This is a genomic window from Vibrio sp. 2-1-2a (assembly GCF_032648565.1).
Classification (GTDB): Bacteria; Pseudomonadota; Gammaproteobacteria; order Enterobacterales; family Vibrionaceae; genus Vibrio; species Vibrio diabolicus.
Window position 1 is genome coordinate 61,021 of sequence record NZ_WBOH01000001.1, and the last position, 15,239, is coordinate 76,259.

Sequence of the window (15,239 nt, forward strand, 5' to 3'; positions counted from 1 at the left end):
ATGAACCTCTATTTATCATCGTTTAAACGTTGCTCTAAAAGCAGTTGTGCCAGATGCTCGATGGGTTGGATTTGAGCGCGAAGCTCTTTCATTTCTCCGCGCGCTTCGGAAAGCTCCAGCGTCAGTTTTGTGATCTCTTCTCTGGTAGGCAGTGCATCAACCTGTGCTTTTAACTCGTCCATGTTTCTTTTCACTTGCTCTACATCTTCGCGTTTGGCGTAGGTTTTAGAGAGCAAGATCTGAATGACCTGAACCACAGACAAAACGCCAGCCCACACGATAGGCCACCATGTCTTTACCCAATCGTATTCCATCACAGCTCCTTTCTTGACTGACAACTGACGCAACGAACTGCATTGGGTAATGCTTCGATTCGCTTTGGTGGAACAACACTGCCACAACTTAAGCAGTAACGATTGCCGTCCTCATCTTCGTCTGGCTTTTCTTCAGCCTGGATAGGTCGGTTGGAAATGGCAGCATTTCTAAATAACGTTTCAAGCTCTTGGGCTCTATCAAACTGGTCAGTCATCAGCGCCCCTTGATCATGCTTTTGATAACACCGGACACTTTGTCACCGCTGGATTTCGAGTAAGGCGCAAAACCATCGACGGTTCGCAGGCCAAAATAGGCATACGCGAACGCGCCAATCGTTAATGCGACATAGATGTCAGCGCCATCACCAAAGCCTTTTGCACTTAAAGCCTCAAAGGCAAATACATATAGACACATCATCCAAAAAGAACTTCGAGCAATATCAGGTCGAGTTCGACGAACCCTTTCATCCGTTGCATTATCACCGTTACGAATGGTTAACTGAGTTTGCTCATGTTCTTTCTGCCTATCCTGAAGTGAAAGCTCCTGGCGTCGAGTCACTTCCTTTTGCATTTCCGACTTGATGCGCTCTAACTCAACAAGGCTTTCAGGCGGCAGCTTTTGCATCTCATTAATGAGCGACATTTCCTTTTGCTCTTTGCTCATTCCCAAAGCGCCGTCTACCTGCTCAACCATATCTGCGACTTTGTCTGCGGTTTCACTGCCACCGAACAAAGACGAGATACCACGAATAGCCGCGGGGCCGACTTCCATCGCGAGCTTCGCCGCACCTAAAATTAACGAAAGTGACATGCTTTAAAATTCCTTATCTTAGAAACTAAATCAGCACCTTCCGTTGTTTTTGTTTCCCTCAGGTGCATTGAAATATCGCATGGCGTGACACTATTCCAAGCGGCATTAAAATAGCTTTGTAGTGTCGCGTCATGGCTAAAAAGTGGCGGTTGAGAAGGGACTGGCACACCATCTTGATGCGCTTTCTTCTCAGCATCGAGACGCTTTTCACGACCTCGGATGCTGGCATATTCGCTATTCTTCAACCGCTTAGTCATTACTGAAGCCCCCAAGCCGCGTCGGTTAGGTGAACCAAGCGATTGTGCCAGCCTTCGATAAAGGCAGTTTGGGAGTAATTGTTTTTGAGGATACGCGCATAGAATCGAGCGCGGCGCAGACCGTATCGAGCGCAGAGATATTCAACATCACCACTGTGAACTGCCGCACGAGTATTCGGGCCGACTTTACCATCTGGCTTCGTTCCGCTGATTTCTTGCAGCATACGAATGGCATTAGTCGCACCATGCTGCACTGCCGAATCAAGCGCATACAAAGCGATAGCGCCAGACCATTCAGGACAGTAGGCAGGCTTCCAGTAGTTGGTGTAATAAATTCGGACAATCTTATCGAGCGTAAGAGAAGCGATATCGACACCAGGGAAAGCACGCTTACTGATACCACCCTTAGTTTCACCACCTGGGTCTTTCGGGTTGTTGACGTAGCCCAAATCTGGCTTTGGCGTGCCATCTCGATAAAGTGCGCCTTCCTCGATAAGGATAAAGCGCACTGCATGGCAGAACTCAGGCGTGTAGCCTTTGGTAGAAAACGGAAAGTTTGAAGACATAAAAAAGCACAACCATTAACTGTGACATTAAGAGGATTGTGCTTTTTATTAGATGAAGTGGTGAATTAAGCTGAATTTAGAAAAGCTCTGGTTGCCTTTTCTTTTGCTCTTCGTGGCGCATTATCTTGAGCACATGATAAACATGAAAAACAGAAACGTCATATTTTTTTGCCAGCTCCTCCACGTTCTTGCCGTTAAAGTCATTCCAGATGCTGATTTTTTTAATCTCCGCCTCTAGCTTGCGTCCTTTTGGGACGTAGATAGGGAATCCGCCAAAGTGCTTACAGAACTCACCAAGCAGCTTAACCGCGGATTCTTGGCCCAACTCTCTACGAAACAGTGAATAGATTTGCTTTAGCGTCTCTGGGCTTTTTTTATCATCTTCAATCACGCTTTCAACGGCGTTTAAATCGACATTGTTAAAGCCGAACATATCTAGGTTTTCATCTTCGCTACTCATACCACCCTCCAGATACAAAAACACCCCGCAGAGCGAGGTGTTTGTAGTATAAATCAGGTATCTCCAAGGGCGCATGTTAACACGGACATGGACAATGCAAGCAGAACGCATATACTCAGGATTAATCATTAAGCACCTAACAGCATATCGAGGTCATCATGGCAAAAGTCAAAGTACACACCGCTAGCTTCCCTTATGTAGATATCACAGCCACCAGTGGTAGCCTGTTCATTAAAACGACCCCATTTCAAACAACCGGAGAATGTGTTCTTGGCAGTCGAATCAAAAGCATTGATGCCGCAAGCGAGGAAAGTGTAAAGAAAATTGGTGGAACACTTGGGTGGAGCGTGGTTGGCGGCGCTATTGCTGGCCCTGTAGGGCTTCTTGCAGGCGCTCTGCTGGGCGGAAAAGGAAAGGACGTTACCTTTGTCGCAGAGTTGGATGACGGGCGTAAATTTATGGGGACCGTTGACAATAAGTCATTCACAAAACTGAAAGCTGAATCAATGAGATTCTGAATTGAGAAAAGCCCGCTAGATCGCGGGCTTTTCGTTATTGAGAATCAGGTTTTTTAATAAAGTCATTTTCATAAAACCACGCCAACTTATCGTAACCTGCTGGTCCTGTGCAGTTGTCGTTTGGCGGAACGCGACCGCCAGCAGCAATAATCGCATCACGCATTAGGCGATAGTGCCATTTCTTTAAAGCCTCTAGCACGTAGGTCGCTTGCTCTGAATTAATCCACGCTAACTTTGCCACGCCTTTGCCGTTGATTTGGCTAGTCATGCGTTTTACGTAAGCATCGAGCGCCATGTCGTTGCCATTGCGCAAGAAGCCTTGCTTATTCATAGCTATCCAGATGGCAAGGATCTTCTCGGACTCACAGGCTCTGAATTTCTTTGCCTCCACTTTGTTTTTGTTTACTGGCACAAAGCCCATTTGCTTCATGCGGTCAACCATTTTGCTTAACTTGAAATCGTTCAGGCCTCGCGAACTACGCTGACCTGTGACTTCCTCAAGTAAATCTCGATAAGCTTGATCGCTAAGTTGCAATTCGCGCTTACCGATTTGGACGAGTTTAAGGAGTTTAGACATAGATTAACCCTCAACCATCACAAACCCATTTTCCGAGTCGTTAACACCAGTAATAACCTTGCCATCCTCAGTACGAATAAGTCCGAATCGCTCTGCGTTTTGGATGGCATCTCTAAGCACTTCAAGCGCATGCTCTCTTTCATCCATTTTGAAGCTACCTCTCATTATGCCGACTTTCGGCTTTGCTTATAATCCAACTGACAAGCCTTGCACCAGGTTTGCAGGCCATCGGCTTCACGCGGTGAGAGTGACCAAAACAACGTATCTTGCGGCCAAAACTCCTCGCAGCACGGACAGCGCTTCTGCAATCCAAGCTCTGGATCAACCATTGCTTTTCCTGCATTCAATCGGCGCTCTAGCAAACCCGCTTTCATTAGCGGCGTGTATTCACCGAACATAACAAAACCCCCTTGGCTGCTCATCAGTGCCTAGCAACCACGCTAGACAGACAAGCAAGGCGAACCTTGCTTGTTTCGCTTATTGGTCAGAATTCCAACCGAGTTCTTTTAGCTTGTCGGCAATAGTGCTTTTCTCACCAAGTGGGTCTTGGCCTAGCGACTGCATTCGCTTCGCTTGCTCGAAGTACCAAGCGCTGTTGTCTGGTTTGGTGGTGACTTCCGCTTGCTTGCCTTTGTGCTTGTGCTCATCAACGTGCACGTTATTACGCACGGCAATCGTCTTATAAACCTGTTTTAAATAGTTGTGGTTTGCCAAAGGTTTCGTGTCGTTGTACTGCGCACGCTTCTCACGCAGCTTGCCAACACACTCGACCAAAGCAGACGCCAACACATGATCCGCTTTGTACTCTTCTGTCACTTCACGCAGCAGGCGCAACGTGCGACTTAAAGACAAGTCAGACTTAGCAGGACGGAACAAACTTAAGTAAGCCAACATAGGGCGAGCAACAAAATCGGGTAGGCTCGCCACTTCGCCTAACAGCTCCTTGCCAGACTGGTCTTGAATCAGCGCATCCAAATGGAGATTGGTATGGCAAACCGGGCAACGGGTTAGTTTCATAGTGACGCTCCTAGCTTTGCTGTTTCCGAACCATTTACACCGTGGTTTAGCGTCACGTTCTTAGCTGCTGCATAACCTTTCATTTTTGATTCATTAGCCGCTACACCAGAGCCTTTTGCCTCACGGGCTGAGCATGATGAAAGGCCATCTATATGCTTCTTGAATATTTGAAGCTCTTGTTGTTCTTTATCTGATAGAGCGAACTGTTCAATCTTTCTATAAACACCAATACACCAACCTTCACAAAACTGGTCAGCACGCTTGGTTTTGTTTTGTTTCTTCATTCTTGAACTCAGACTTTCAATGAATTCCTTGCGAGCCTTCATTAACTGGCGTTCTAGAACACAAAAAACATATCCCGCGATTTTTGGTCGCTCATCATGACCAATAAAGACAACTTCCATATTTGTGAATGTAGGTTGTAGGTAATACTCACAGCCAAAGGCTTTAGCTACCGAATGAGCTAACAAACCAAAATATTTGGTTGGTGTTTTAGCTTTCGACTTCGCATCGATAACGTGGTCATTAACACCTGCTAGCTCTGGTGAGTCGCTTTGTATTCCATGTTCTTGCATAAGCTTTTGAGCACGAGATAATGCCAATGCAGCTTCATTTGGATTACTCGATGCAGCGAGCCTCAGAAGCTTTTTGATTTTGTCTAATACCTTTTCTTTCATTCTTCCCATTCCTTCTCATTTCTCGATATTGATTCAATTCTTTTGGCTCTCGGTAGCGGGGTATTTCGCCAATCCCCGCAATACCTATCAGCCCATGCTTCAGCCTCATCTTGACTGCACCGACGGTGCGCCATGATGTATTTAATTAACTTATTAGGCCGCTTCCTCGCTGTCTCGCTCATTGACCATGTCCTCGTACTCTTCACGAACATTGGAACCAAGACGGCCTTGAACAAACTTGAGCGCAGCGATGTAGCCATCTTCAAATGTGTTCTCTGGAAAGGCTGTACCATCGTTCTCGATAAGCGCTTCGGCCATTTCGATTTCGCGCTCTAATGCGTTGTAGCTGTGTGGCGTAGTAAAACAACGTTGCAGTTCGTTACCCATTGATAGCCTCCGATTCCCATGACAATGTTCGCATCATGCGTTGTTGATATTGGCAAAAGTCCGCTCTTGCTTGTGACCAACGGCGGTTAGAACCACTCAGCGCAGCATAAGATGCGCTTTCCCAAAGCTGACTTGCGTAAGAAAACTCGCCAGCCTTTTCTGCTTCTGCGGCCTTAGTCGCAGCATCCATATAGAAACTTGATTCAGGCATGGTGTTCGCCTCCAATTTTCTTTTCATAAACCGTCACGATGTGATTGTTTTTGACAAGGAAGTAAGCGTGCTCACATACGAGAATTCGTTTTGGTCGCCAGCCGTATTCCTTTTTCATGATTCGACGCAATTGGTTTTTGGTTGGGCGGCGCGCCTTTAGCACCGCCCCAATCAAATCCCACTCGTTGCGTCCCGTTCTTTGTTTCCAACGCTCGATAGCGTGAAGGGTGACTCTGATACGTCCATAACGAGTTGGAATTTCCATATTCCGCCTCCGTTATAGCTTCGCGATATCGAGTGCAATCTGCTTATATTGACCGTCGCTTTGTCGCTCATAGACGCGAAGGTATGGCGTTTTACCCACGACCTTGATGGAATCGGCAATCGCATCCATCGCTTCTATCCAGTCTGAATCGTTGATATTGAGCTGGCGTAAAGACAACACCTGGTTGACGTCGATGTTGCCTTGCTTATCCACTCGGAACGCGAGATCAACTAACGCTTTGATTTGATCGCTAGAACCTTCCGACCAACGCTTGATGCACTCATCAATCTTGGCCTTGGCCGCTTGAATGCGTTCGTCAAATACGCGGTGTTCGCCAATGCTGCGCTGCACTTTGTACTTACCGTCGAACGATAGAAGCGTGACGTTTCCTTTGGTCCCGCCATATTTCACATCAAACTCTTGTGCGCTTAGGTCTACGAAGTCTGCAACCTGAGCCATTGAAGAGGCTTTAAACTCAGCCATAACGGTTTGCAGCTGCTTTGCCGCCTCGACGATGTTCGAAACAACATCATCACGCAGAAGGTCGATCTCTTTGATTTGGCTAAGAGGCACCAAGTGACCTTGGGCATTAGTGCGAAAATCGGTTTGTTGGTTTTGGTTAGTGGATGTCATTTTTAAATTCCTGTTTTAACTTTTCATCGAATTCTTTTTTCATTTGGCTTTCATATAGCAATTGCATTGCGTCTTGCATTTTTTCGTAGACCAAATCCTTTACTAAAGAGGCCATCTCGTTCATATCCTCGTTAGTGCATTTTTCGATTTGAAATCCAACAAAGACTCTAGGACCTCTTTCATCACGCTCTTCTTTAAACGTGAAAGTTAGCTTTGCCATTTTCCATTACTCCAAAAAAATAGGTTTGAAAGTAAATGTGCCGTTGTTTTCTATAACTTCGACTCGTTCGAAATTCGCTGTCTTCGAGTCTTCGTATGCAGCAACAATGCTTTCTAAATCCTCTGGGTGTACCTCTTCCTTTTGGTTTAGATAATCAAGCTGCGTTAAAAGAACGCCCTGGTATTCTTTCTTACTGATAGTTCTCATCTTCTTTTCCTTAAAAATTTGCAGGCCGTTGAGCAATCAGCTCTGGCGCGTATGGGTTTAGGTTTTGGGTGATTTGGTAAGCTTCTGGCAGTCCGTTAGATAGCCAACGCACAATGCATCCACTTAAGCGAGCAACGCAGATATCTTCCATCTGACCATTCACACGCTCACGCATCGGAATCGCCTTATGCAGCAACCAAGTTGGCGGCATTTCGATAGTGATGACAGGAATGGCAAGCCCTTTCATCGCAAAGCCAATAATCTCCGAACCTTCACGATTCAAGCGTTCAACGGCATTACTCAACGCGCGGCGCTTTTCTGTTTGATTAAGCATGTGAACCTCCGATGCCAAGAGCCAACCTCCAAAGCCGATCGACTTTGGTCTCTGCTTTGCCACTGCAAACTCGGTGCTGAATAGGCTTAGTTAATGCTTCTTCTATCGACATCCCCATTTGGATAACTCGACTTTCAAGCGTGCCAACCGGAAAGTTATGCGCTTTGGCAATTTGCTTTAATCCGTGAACACCTTTGTAGATGTGTTTGCAACCCGTTGCTTTGGCAGGCCCCTCTGCGACGGCTTGGTCGATGTTCATCTTGAGCGTATGGACTCGGTAGCTCAGACAAGAGAAAGGGATCCCAGTGTGTTTAGAAATGGCAGGCAACCCTTGGATTCCTTTGTAAACGTAAACTGCTTTTCTCATAAATCACCTCATTGCTTTTCATAGCGGTGGCATATCGCAATATGCTCATCCAATTGCTTGCTTTCCGTAGCTGAAAGCGTTCGTTCCTGAGCCACTTTGAGTAATCCAACAACCTTCTCAAATGCCGCTCGATATTCTTGATTAAGCGGAAGCTTTTTCATGGGCTATCCAACCATGGTTGGGTAAATACCTGTTGGCAGCTGGTTCTCTTCTTCCAGCTCTTGTTTGGCCTGTATCGCATGTGCAGGGCAGTAGTGATTACAGTTCGGTACATCAGCAAACCAACCAGTTTCATCCGACTTGTCGAATACCGCATCTTCAGCATCCGCAGGGTCAAAGCACTCCAGCTCAACTTCATTCGCACAGCCGCAGGCATCGCATTTCAACATCGCTTTAAAGGTCATAACCCACCTCACTCATTGGTTTCTAATTCAGCAAATGCCTTACGAAGGACTTGCTCACTAATGCTTCCACCTTTGGCAAACATCGCTGCTAGCTTCAGCGTTTTACTCAGAAGTCGAAGACCACCAGGTCGCTCACTGATTTGCACCATTAATCCGCGTTCGGCTTCACCGTCTACTCGCCATGCATCCGCAATTGCGCGAACGTCAGCCAGTTTGGTTTTATGGATACCGCGTTTCTTCGCGATACGGGAGAACAAGCGAGCAAAGTCTTCATTTCTACGGCCACCCGTAAGCTGCGTATAAACCCTGTTGTTACCGACTAGAACCATGCCAATGCCAGTCTCTTCTTGTAGAATTCGCAGCTCTTCTAGCGTTGGGTAATCAAGGTGATCGGCTTCATCAATAATCACCAAGCCTTCACTACCGACTAAGCGGTTTCGGATAACGCGAGACAACATACCTTTGCGGCGAGGGGCATCATCCAAACCAAGTTCTAACGCCAGTTCATAAAGACACTCGGTGAGGCTTGAACGGCTTGGGCTTGCAGTCACCATCCACACGTTATTGTTGTTGCGCTTGTATTCACGCAGCGTTTCAGACTTACCAACACCAGACGCCCCAAAAATAACCACGATGGATTCAGTCACTTGCGCATAAGTCATATCGTCTGTGATTTGCTTTGCGGTCTGCGTCATCACAAAGCCTGGGTTTACGCTTGGTGTGTTATTGCGTTGCTCTCGCATTCGTAGCCAATTCGCCAACTTTTCAATCATCTTTGATGGGTCAGCCTTGTATGTGCCGCTGAATATTTGGCTTAGCGTTGCTGGCGACACGCTGATCTCTTTTGCCAATTGAGAGTTTGAAATAACTTTCGCTTCGGTTAGCGCGCGTACTTGCATCAATACGTCGGTATGTTTCGCTTCTGCTGCGCCTAGCGTTACAACGTTGTTGTCCATAGTTATTCTCCGTTTATTGAAGGTTTAAATTAGGTTTAAAGGCGGCTCTTCTTACGCTGCTCCATCAAGTAGGCAACGCTCTCGCTAAAGTTCTGTTCGTAATCATCTTCGGCTTCTTCCTCTACCTGAACGCGCGCAACGGTATTGCCAATCGCAACAGGTCGGAAAGGTTCGACGACTTTGGTTTCTGGAATCACTTCTTCTTCAAGCGGCTTCATCATTGCTGCCACTTCTAACGCATCCATTTCGGTTTGCGCTTCTGCCGCAATCTTGTTCGCCTTGGTGAACTGAGTGCGCTTGCGTTTGTGTTCGCGAGCCGCTTGCGTATCGCCAAATCCGACTTTTTCTAAACATTCAGCCGTGCAAACTCGCACACCATTCAACGTGTAGATTTCAATAGCTTCATGCAGTTTTAGAGGATCGAATCGTGCAACGAGCTTTTGCCCGATGTAGTTCATCATTGCGTCTGCGTAGTAACGGTTCTTACGGCCTTTTAAGCTACCGCCAGCATCAAGCGATACGGTGCCATGTCGAGATACGCGAACCGCTTCGGCTTGCAGCATCATCATGTGCAGCTGCTCTTCTGTTGCCTTACGAATTGGTGCAACCTCATAACTGGCATTGAATGCCTGGTTAAAGCTCATGAACCCCTTACAAACTTCGGTATTGCGATTCTCTTTGGCGTTGTACATCTCGACGCCTTTTGCAATGGCAATCAGGAAGTCTTCTGCTTCAATCGCTTTGCTTCCGTAGTTGTCTGGCTTCGCCATTGGGTTTGGACCCGTGTAAGCGCCACGACAAAGAGGGTGCTTATCCACGTACTCTTCTAAACCGCCAACACCAAACGCACGTTCGATAGGCTTCGCCTGACCATGACCTTTTCCAAGAATGACGCTAGACCAGTGCAGCTCTATTCCCATCATTGGGATGATGCCAAGCGGGTCATCTTCTTTAACTTTGAATCGGTAACGGTTTGGCACGCCACCTGTCATCCATTTGTTCGCTGCCGCTCGCGTGTTATCGAGCGTAATTTCTTTAGGAATTCCGTACTTCTCGCATACATCCATCAGTGATAAGCGAATGCTGTCTGTGTTTTCACTGATGTCGCAGCGCCACCCTACGATCTTGCGGCTGTAGACGTCGGCCCAGAACCATGTTTTAGGGCGAATAATTTCGCCATTAAACCAACGCACAAAGACGTTGTGTTGGTAGCCGTCACCGTTGATCCATTCAAGGGCATGCAAACCTTCGACGGAACGTTCCTGCGGTGGGAACATTTGGTGCAGTGCGTGTTGACCTTCGCGCAACATCACACGTTGTTGAATAGGTACTTCATGCTCAAGACGACGGCTCAAACTCTTCAGGCTAGGAATGCTCCAACCGTGGTGCTTGGCTGCGTCTTTTAGTCGTTCATAACTTACTGACATGCTTGGCTGCTCTAGGCATAGGTAGTCAGCTTTGAAAAACTCCCACGCTTCAGGTGTGATAAAAGCAAACTGCTTTGCCTTCTTAACCTGAGCAACTTCGAAGTGCTTCGGCAAAAGAGCTGGGGCCCAATCGCACACGTCAATATCTTTTACCTTTGCCACAGAGCGACGAACGGTTGATAAAGACATATCAAACTGCTCTGCAACATAGTGGTAAGCATCAAGCTTTTTAGTGCCGTTCTTAACCAAAGCATTTACAGCTTGAACCGCTTTCAGTGCTTTCTTGGCTTTCTCTTTGGCTTCGTTATTGGTTTTATCCCAACGCGCCCATAGCGCTTCGCGACAATATTTTTTAGCACCAGTATCTTTTGGCAGTTCAAGAACCTGATCGCCAACTCGTACCTTGCCTTCACGTTTGTAGATGGCTGCTTGGGTAGCAGGAGGAAGAATGCTTATGTGATATTCAATACCTCTTGTTCCCTGTCTTTTTCTCGCTAGCTCTGGTTTGTCCGTTGCTAACTTCTTCAGACACTCACGAGTATTTCGTTCTGTGCTTGGAAGCCCAACGACACCAGCTAGTTCACTTGCGATAAACCACATAGAAAAACCTCCTAGCTTACAGCTCGAAGTGAACGGTAACGGCTAGGCCATAAATCCTCTGGCTTCATGCCAATGGCTTCTGCAATGATTCGTTCACCTTTAGGCCAAGGTGAACGCAACGCATTTGAAAGAGTGTTTTCTCCAAGACCAGCTTCGCGAGAAAGCTGACGGACAGAAAGACCACGTTTCTTAAGAGCAGCAACGATGTCTGCTCGATGCCAATCACTTCCTTCTTGGTTGTTTTTCTGAGAGACTGTTTCGTTATTCATGTTAGTTACTCCAATGAGTTGCCCTGCTTAGTAACTACATTATTTGATCAAAAGGATGAAACGGTCAATAGCAACGGATGATAATTTTTCCCTTGCGTCCGTTAGTCTAGTTGCTTTACTGAGGTTTAATTATGAATAAGAACAATGAAAACAATAACTTAAATGAAACGGATGCAGAAAACACACAAACGGACAAAACATCCGTTTGTGATCGTGATCAACGGATGCTTTGGTTTATAGCTTCTGAAGTCGCTGGGCACGGAGATTTTCCGACGTCTCCAAGATGGACAAGAGAGCACTTAGCTAAACTTGCTGAGGGAAAAGAGCACTTAAAGCGCAGAAGAAAAGGGACGAAAGCGACGGAATATCACATTAGCTTGCTTTCACCAAAGACGCAGAAAAGCCTTGGAGCCAATCATATAACCGAGCTTGAAGAAGATACTTCCGCTTCTTATCTCGATATAAATCTATATAGAGATTTTACTGAGGAGTTCGCCTTAATACCTGGTTATAGAATACAAGTATCAGCAGGGCATGGAGCACTTAACCCAGACCAACTAGAGCCAACCAGACATTTAGCATTTAGACGCAAGTGGCTGAAATACAGAGGTTTTACAGAAAAAGATTTAGCGATAGTTTGGGCAAAAGGTGACAGCATGGAACCAACGATCCACAATAACGATACGTTAGTTGTTCACCTAGGAAGAAACAAACCATCAGATGGTCACATCTACATCTTCAGAAACGGGGATGAGCTATTTGTAAAGCGCTACCAAAGCGCTTTAGGCAGTTGGAGATTGATAAGTGATAACCCGATGTATGAGACAATATCTATTCCTAAAGAGGAACAGCACCAGTTTGAGGTAGTAGGCCAAGTAGTCCACATCGCAAAGGACATCGGCGATTAGAATTTAAATATTTAAACGTTTTTTAAACGCCGAGAAAAGTAAAGTCGTTAGTGTTCAATTTAGTAGGGTAAAACGCATCGAATCAGATTTTATGTTCATTTTGTCCAGTCAGAGACAAAAACAAAGAAGGGCGCAAATTGCGCCCTTCTTTCATTCCATGAGATCCCGTATCTGTTCCAGTAACTCAGCTCGCCTAAATTCCAGCTCACCAAGTTCTTGGTAAAGAGAAGCAAGCTCACCACCTGGCACCGACGACCTTACGGTAGCGCCAAGCGAGCCAGCGGCCTCTTTGACTCCATCTCTTTCCTTCAAAACCTTTTCATACCTTGCTACAGCGCTTCTGCTGGTCTTTATACCAATACTCTTTAGCCAATCAGATATCTCTGTGCATCGACCATACGCATGTTTTCTGATACGATCATCAAGTTCCTCTCTAACCTCATTAGGTAAAGACAGCACAAAATTTTTAGACCCCGTCATACTCTTTCTCCTTTTCAACAAATCCCATTATATCCCGAATTATGGAAAAGTAAAAAATCCGAGTTGATCCGCCAAAATCCCGCCCGATCCATAGGTTCTCATTTTGTTCATTTATCTAGTCTCTATACAACGGGTCTAACGCCAAGTAGCTCCCTGCAGAGGTTTGACGAATACCGCTGCGTATTGTGTCTTCGAGGCTTTGATCCAATAAGTAAGCGGGCAACATGTTTTGTCCGCTCGCGTATTTGTAGCAAATGTAACGTTTTAAGCTGGAACGAATGTACTCTGTCAGCTGTACAACATCTTTCTCTTTTTGGCCCCACTCAACCATGGCTTCCAAGATCACGCGAAGGTTTCGGATGGAAATGTCTTCAGAAACCAAGCGTTGCAAGATTTCCGTCATTTTTTGTAACGGGACAATGCGTTGAGCCTCTTTAACAAGCTCCGAATAACTACCTTCCATCTGCTCCAACAGATAACGCGTCTCCTGAATACCAATAAAGTCTTGTGCGTACTCCTTGAGAACATGAGACAAGTGGTACGTTAAGATTCTGTCGGGTGTGAGAAAGCCGACATGGCTGGTCGTGAGTTTTTGCTCGTAACTTTGTGCCACCCAAATGCTAGAAATACCGGGTAGAAAATCTTCATCTTGCTCATAAGGCACGCCTAATAAATCGATCTGCTCATTCCCTTCTGTCACCAAGAGTTGGTCTTTTACAATTCGTCCTCGTGCAACCGGAACTTCTTGTAACTGAATTAAATATTCGCCATTTTGCATCCCCTCGTTAAAACGCAGGTGGATACCCGGGAAAGGCACGCCGAGGTCGAGATATAGTGCGCGCCTCACCCTTGCTAGCTCTTCATTCAATGCGACCGCTTCCAAGCTTTCCTGAAGGCTCGCGTCAAGATCAATCAAGAGTGGGACCGTCATAGCGAACTCTTCTTGCTCACCTAACTTGCCTTTACTGTTTCTAGATGGGGTTGGTTTGCTTGGCTTCGCTGCTGGTGAACCCGCCCCTTGCGAAACAAAGCTTGATAAGTCGGTACTATCTGATTCAGCCTGTTTTTTCTGTTGATAGAAAAGGAAGAAACCACCACCACCAACCACTGTGGCCAAGACCAGAAAAGTAATTTTTGGAAAACCAGGAATCAGTGCGAACAGCACCAAAAGCACACCGCCAATGAGGAGTGCACGCGGCTGAGCAATGACCTGACCACCAATGTCCGAGCCGAGATCAGAAGAATCTTCATGAGAAACACGCGTCACGATAATACCGGCCGTAATCGCGATAAACAGCGCCGGAATTTGCGATACCAAACCATCGCCAACGGTCAAAATAGCAAACAGCTCAAGCGCTTCAGAAGCACTCATGCCTTTTTGCGTAACCCCGATAGTGACGCCACCTAAGATGTTGACCACAATGATGACCAAACCAGCAATGGAGTCGCCTTTAACGAACTTCATCGCGCCATCCATCGAGCCATACATTTGGCTTTCTTTTTCAATCAGTGATCGTCGGTGCCGTGCTTCGTGTACGTCAATCACCCCAGCGCGCATGTCACCGTCAATACTCATCTGCTTACCAGGCATCGCATCAAGTGAGAATCGCGCACTAACTTCTGCAACCCTCTCCGAGCCTTTGGTGATCACCATAAACTGGACAATAGTAATGATCAGGAAAACAACAATACCGACCACTAAGTTACCGCCCACGACAAAGTTACCGAAGGTATAAACGATTTGACCAGCATCGCCTTGCAGCAAGATCAAACGGGTTGTCGTGATAGATAAAGACAGACGAAACAATGTCGTGATCAGTAGCACCGCGGGAAACGCAGAGAACTCAAGCGGCGTAGTGATGTAAATCGCTAACATAAGCAGCACCACCGCAATACTCATGTTGGTGCCAATCAGCACATCCACCAGCGCGGTAGGCAGTGGCAATATCATCATAAAGACGATCGCGAGCAACATCACAGCAAGCATAATGTCTTTACGTTGCCCTACCTTGTTTAAAATATCGATCAACTTATTCATGTGATTCACTATTTAAAGATTGCAGATAGCGTCGGTGCGCTTGGCGTGCCCCATCGACGTCATTTTGTTTCCAACGAGCTTGGCTTAAGCAAAACCAAAGTCCTGCCGAATCAGGTTTAAGGTCGGATTTTAATAAGTGCTCACATACCTCAACCGCACGGGCATATCGACCACTTTGTAAACACGCCACTGCGAGCGTTTGCATCGCCTCTTTGTGTTGCGGGTCTATCTCTAAAACCGCATCGAGAATAGAGATAGCATGCTCTGGCTTTTGGTATTGAACTTGTAGTGCAGCGTGAACAAGCAACAGTTCAATGTCTTTGGATCTCAACATGT

Annotated in this window: 28 protein-coding genes, 1 other RNA gene and 1 pseudogene; 2 read left to right on the top strand and 28 right to left on the bottom strand. The window is 46.4% G+C overall.

The window, feature by feature from the left end; all coding sequences use genetic code 11:
- Nucleotides 1-8: 8 nt before the first annotated feature.
- The 6 genes from F7Y48_RS00285 to F7Y48_RS00310 form a co-directional block, all read right to left on the bottom strand.
- On the bottom strand, nucleotides 9-314 hold the full coding sequence (locus F7Y48_RS00285; protein ID WP_206955174.1) for a DUF2730 family protein: 306 nt from the start codon (nucleotides 312-314) through the stop codon (nucleotides 9-11).
- On the bottom strand, nucleotides 314-529 hold the full coding sequence (locus F7Y48_RS00290; RefSeq protein ID WP_062853642.1) for a TraR/DksA family transcriptional regulator: 216 nt from the start codon (nucleotides 527-529) through the stop codon (nucleotides 314-316). The genes F7Y48_RS00285 and F7Y48_RS00290 overlap by 1 nt, the downstream gene beginning before the upstream one ends.
- On the bottom strand, nucleotides 529-1,125 hold the full coding sequence (locus tag F7Y48_RS00295) for a hypothetical protein (RefSeq protein ID WP_206955172.1): 597 nt from the start codon (nucleotides 1,123-1,125) through the stop codon (nucleotides 529-531). Before F7Y48_RS00295 ends, F7Y48_RS00290 begins: the two co-directional genes overlap by 1 nt.
- Nucleotides 1,110-1,382 (bottom strand): hypothetical protein, encoded by a 273-nt coding sequence (locus F7Y48_RS00300; RefSeq protein ID WP_136677189.1) that lies wholly within the window; start codon nucleotides 1,380-1,382, stop codon nucleotides 1,110-1,112. Before F7Y48_RS00300 ends, F7Y48_RS00295 begins: the two co-directional genes overlap by 16 nt.
- On the bottom strand, nucleotides 1,382-1,948 hold the full coding sequence (locus F7Y48_RS00305; RefSeq protein WP_316679378.1) for a glycoside hydrolase family 108 protein: 567 nt from the start codon (nucleotides 1,946-1,948) through the stop codon (nucleotides 1,382-1,384). The genes F7Y48_RS00300 and F7Y48_RS00305 overlap by 1 nt, the downstream gene beginning before the upstream one ends.
- 76 nt (nucleotides 1,949-2,024) lie before the next feature.
- Nucleotides 2,025-2,537 carry a Mor transcription activator family protein gene (locus F7Y48_RS00310; protein WP_316679380.1) on the bottom strand — a complete coding sequence of 171 codons (513 nt, stop codon included), beginning with the start codon at nucleotides 2,535-2,537 and terminating at the stop codon, nucleotides 2,025-2,027.
- A gap of 29 nt (nucleotides 2,538-2,566) precedes the next feature.
- Between F7Y48_RS00310 and F7Y48_RS00315 the strand changes: the two genes are divergently transcribed.
- The gene (locus tag F7Y48_RS00315; protein ID WP_102586088.1) at nucleotides 2,567-2,926 is read left to right on the top strand and encodes a hypothetical protein; all 360 of its coding nucleotides are present in this window, start codon (nucleotides 2,567-2,569) and stop codon (nucleotides 2,924-2,926) included.
- 34 nt (nucleotides 2,927-2,960) lie between these two features.
- Here F7Y48_RS00315 and F7Y48_RS00320 read toward each other — a convergent pair whose 3' ends face one another.
- From F7Y48_RS00320 to F7Y48_RS00410, 19 genes are all read right to left on the bottom strand, one after another.
- Nucleotides 2,961-3,503 (bottom strand): regulatory protein GemA, encoded by a 543-nt coding sequence (locus F7Y48_RS00320; RefSeq protein WP_316679383.1) that lies wholly within the window; start codon nucleotides 3,501-3,503, stop codon nucleotides 2,961-2,963.
- Nucleotides 3,504-3,506: 3 nt separating this feature from the next.
- Nucleotides 3,507-3,650: a hypothetical protein gene (locus F7Y48_RS00325; protein ID WP_206955237.1), complete on the bottom strand. Its 144-nt coding sequence runs from the start codon at nucleotides 3,648-3,650 to the stop codon at nucleotides 3,507-3,509.
- 17 nt (nucleotides 3,651-3,667) lie between these two features.
- Nucleotides 3,668-3,901 (bottom strand): hypothetical protein, encoded by a 234-nt coding sequence (locus F7Y48_RS00330; protein ID WP_206955248.1) that lies wholly within the window; start codon nucleotides 3,899-3,901, stop codon nucleotides 3,668-3,670.
- A gap of 10 nt (nucleotides 3,902-3,911) precedes the next feature.
- Nucleotides 3,912-3,982, bottom strand: an RNA gene (locus tag F7Y48_RS00335) — hammerhead ribozyme type II.
- The gene (locus F7Y48_RS00340; protein ID WP_316679385.1) at nucleotides 3,981-4,520 is read right to left on the bottom strand and encodes a hypothetical protein; all 540 of its coding nucleotides are present in this window, start codon (nucleotides 4,518-4,520) and stop codon (nucleotides 3,981-3,983) included. Before F7Y48_RS00340 ends, F7Y48_RS00335 begins: the two co-directional genes overlap by 2 nt.
- Nucleotides 4,517-5,197, bottom strand: a complete 681-nt coding sequence (locus tag F7Y48_RS00345) for a DUF2786 domain-containing protein (protein WP_136677184.1) — start codon at nucleotides 5,195-5,197, stop codon at nucleotides 4,517-4,519. Before F7Y48_RS00345 ends, F7Y48_RS00340 begins: the two co-directional genes overlap by 4 nt.
- A gap of 153 nt (nucleotides 5,198-5,350) precedes the next feature.
- Nucleotides 5,351-5,584, bottom strand: a complete 234-nt coding sequence (locus tag F7Y48_RS00350) for a hypothetical protein (protein WP_316679388.1) — start codon at nucleotides 5,582-5,584, stop codon at nucleotides 5,351-5,353.
- The gene (locus tag F7Y48_RS00355) at nucleotides 5,577-5,795 is read right to left on the bottom strand and encodes an ANR family transcriptional regulator (RefSeq protein ID WP_065870369.1); all 219 of its coding nucleotides are present in this window, start codon (nucleotides 5,793-5,795) and stop codon (nucleotides 5,577-5,579) included. Before F7Y48_RS00355 ends, F7Y48_RS00350 begins: the two co-directional genes overlap by 8 nt.
- Nucleotides 5,788-6,060, bottom strand: a complete 273-nt coding sequence (locus tag F7Y48_RS00360; protein WP_062853654.1) for a hypothetical protein — start codon at nucleotides 6,058-6,060, stop codon at nucleotides 5,788-5,790. Before F7Y48_RS00360 ends, F7Y48_RS00355 begins: the two co-directional genes overlap by 8 nt.
- A 12-nt stretch (nucleotides 6,061-6,072) precedes the next feature.
- Nucleotides 6,073-6,693, bottom strand: coding sequence for a DUF3164 family protein (locus F7Y48_RS00365; RefSeq protein ID WP_086371278.1), 621 nt, complete (start codon nucleotides 6,691-6,693; stop codon nucleotides 6,073-6,075).
- Complete coding sequence (locus F7Y48_RS00370) at nucleotides 6,680-6,913, bottom strand: hypothetical protein (RefSeq protein ID WP_086371277.1); 234 nt, start codon at nucleotides 6,911-6,913, stop codon at nucleotides 6,680-6,682. The genes F7Y48_RS00365 and F7Y48_RS00370 overlap by 14 nt, the downstream gene beginning before the upstream one ends.
- Before the next feature lie 6 nt (nucleotides 6,914-6,919).
- Nucleotides 6,920-7,120 carry a hypothetical protein gene (locus tag F7Y48_RS00375; protein WP_316679394.1) on the bottom strand — a complete coding sequence of 67 codons (201 nt, stop codon included), beginning with the start codon at nucleotides 7,118-7,120 and terminating at the stop codon, nucleotides 6,920-6,922.
- Nucleotides 7,121-7,130: 10 nt separating this feature from the next.
- Nucleotides 7,131-7,454 (bottom strand): hypothetical protein, encoded by a 324-nt coding sequence (locus F7Y48_RS00380; protein WP_316679396.1) that lies wholly within the window; start codon nucleotides 7,452-7,454, stop codon nucleotides 7,131-7,133.
- Nucleotides 7,447-7,821 (bottom strand): hypothetical protein, encoded by a 375-nt coding sequence (locus F7Y48_RS00385; RefSeq protein ID WP_316679398.1) that lies wholly within the window; start codon nucleotides 7,819-7,821, stop codon nucleotides 7,447-7,449. Before F7Y48_RS00385 ends, F7Y48_RS00380 begins: the two co-directional genes overlap by 8 nt.
- Nucleotides 7,822-7,829: 8 nt before the next feature.
- Nucleotides 7,830-7,982 (bottom strand): hypothetical protein, encoded by a 153-nt coding sequence (locus F7Y48_RS00390; RefSeq protein ID WP_153993905.1) that lies wholly within the window; start codon nucleotides 7,980-7,982, stop codon nucleotides 7,830-7,832.
- Nucleotides 7,983-7,985: 3 nt separating this feature from the next.
- A complete protein-coding gene (locus tag F7Y48_RS00395; protein ID WP_062853659.1) occupies nucleotides 7,986-8,225 on the bottom strand; it encodes a hypothetical protein in 240 nt (79 codons plus the stop codon).
- An 8-nt stretch (nucleotides 8,226-8,233) separates the two neighbouring features.
- On the bottom strand, nucleotides 8,234-9,181 hold the full coding sequence (locus F7Y48_RS00400; protein WP_069537639.1) for an AAA family ATPase: 948 nt from the start codon (nucleotides 9,179-9,181) through the stop codon (nucleotides 8,234-8,236).
- A gap of 35 nt (nucleotides 9,182-9,216) precedes the next feature.
- A complete protein-coding gene (locus F7Y48_RS00405; protein WP_316679404.1) occupies nucleotides 9,217-11,208 on the bottom strand; it encodes a transposase domain-containing protein in 1,992 nt (663 codons plus the stop codon).
- A gap of 11 nt (nucleotides 11,209-11,219) precedes the next feature.
- On the bottom strand, nucleotides 11,220-11,477 hold the full coding sequence (locus F7Y48_RS00410) for a transcriptional regulator (protein ID WP_062853662.1): 258 nt from the start codon (nucleotides 11,475-11,477) through the stop codon (nucleotides 11,220-11,222).
- 131 nt (nucleotides 11,478-11,608) lie between these two features.
- On the opposite strand from F7Y48_RS00410, the gene F7Y48_RS00415 reads away from it, so the two are divergent.
- A complete protein-coding gene (locus F7Y48_RS00415; protein WP_316679408.1) occupies nucleotides 11,609-12,385 on the top strand; it encodes a S24 family peptidase in 777 nt (258 codons plus the stop codon).
- A gap of 150 nt (nucleotides 12,386-12,535) precedes the next feature.
- On the opposite strand, the gene F7Y48_RS00420 is transcribed toward F7Y48_RS00415, so the two are convergent.
- From F7Y48_RS00420 to vscY, 3 genes and pseudogenes are all read right to left on the bottom strand, one after another.
- Nucleotides 12,536-12,865: a DUF3486 family protein gene (locus F7Y48_RS00420; protein ID WP_258669406.1), complete on the bottom strand. Its 330-nt coding sequence runs from the start codon at nucleotides 12,863-12,865 to the stop codon at nucleotides 12,536-12,538.
- A gap of 130 nt (nucleotides 12,866-12,995) precedes the next feature.
- A pseudogene (gene sctV / locus F7Y48_RS00425) lies at nucleotides 12,996-14,912 on the bottom strand (type III secretion system export apparatus subunit SctV); the annotation flags it as partial.
- Complete coding sequence (gene vscY / locus F7Y48_RS00430; protein WP_005395110.1) at nucleotides 14,896-15,237, bottom strand: type III secretion system chaperone VscY; 342 nt, start codon at nucleotides 15,235-15,237, stop codon at nucleotides 14,896-14,898. The gene vscY and the pseudogene sctV, both read right to left, overlap by 17 nt.
- Nucleotides 15,238-15,239 lie beyond the last annotated feature (2 nt).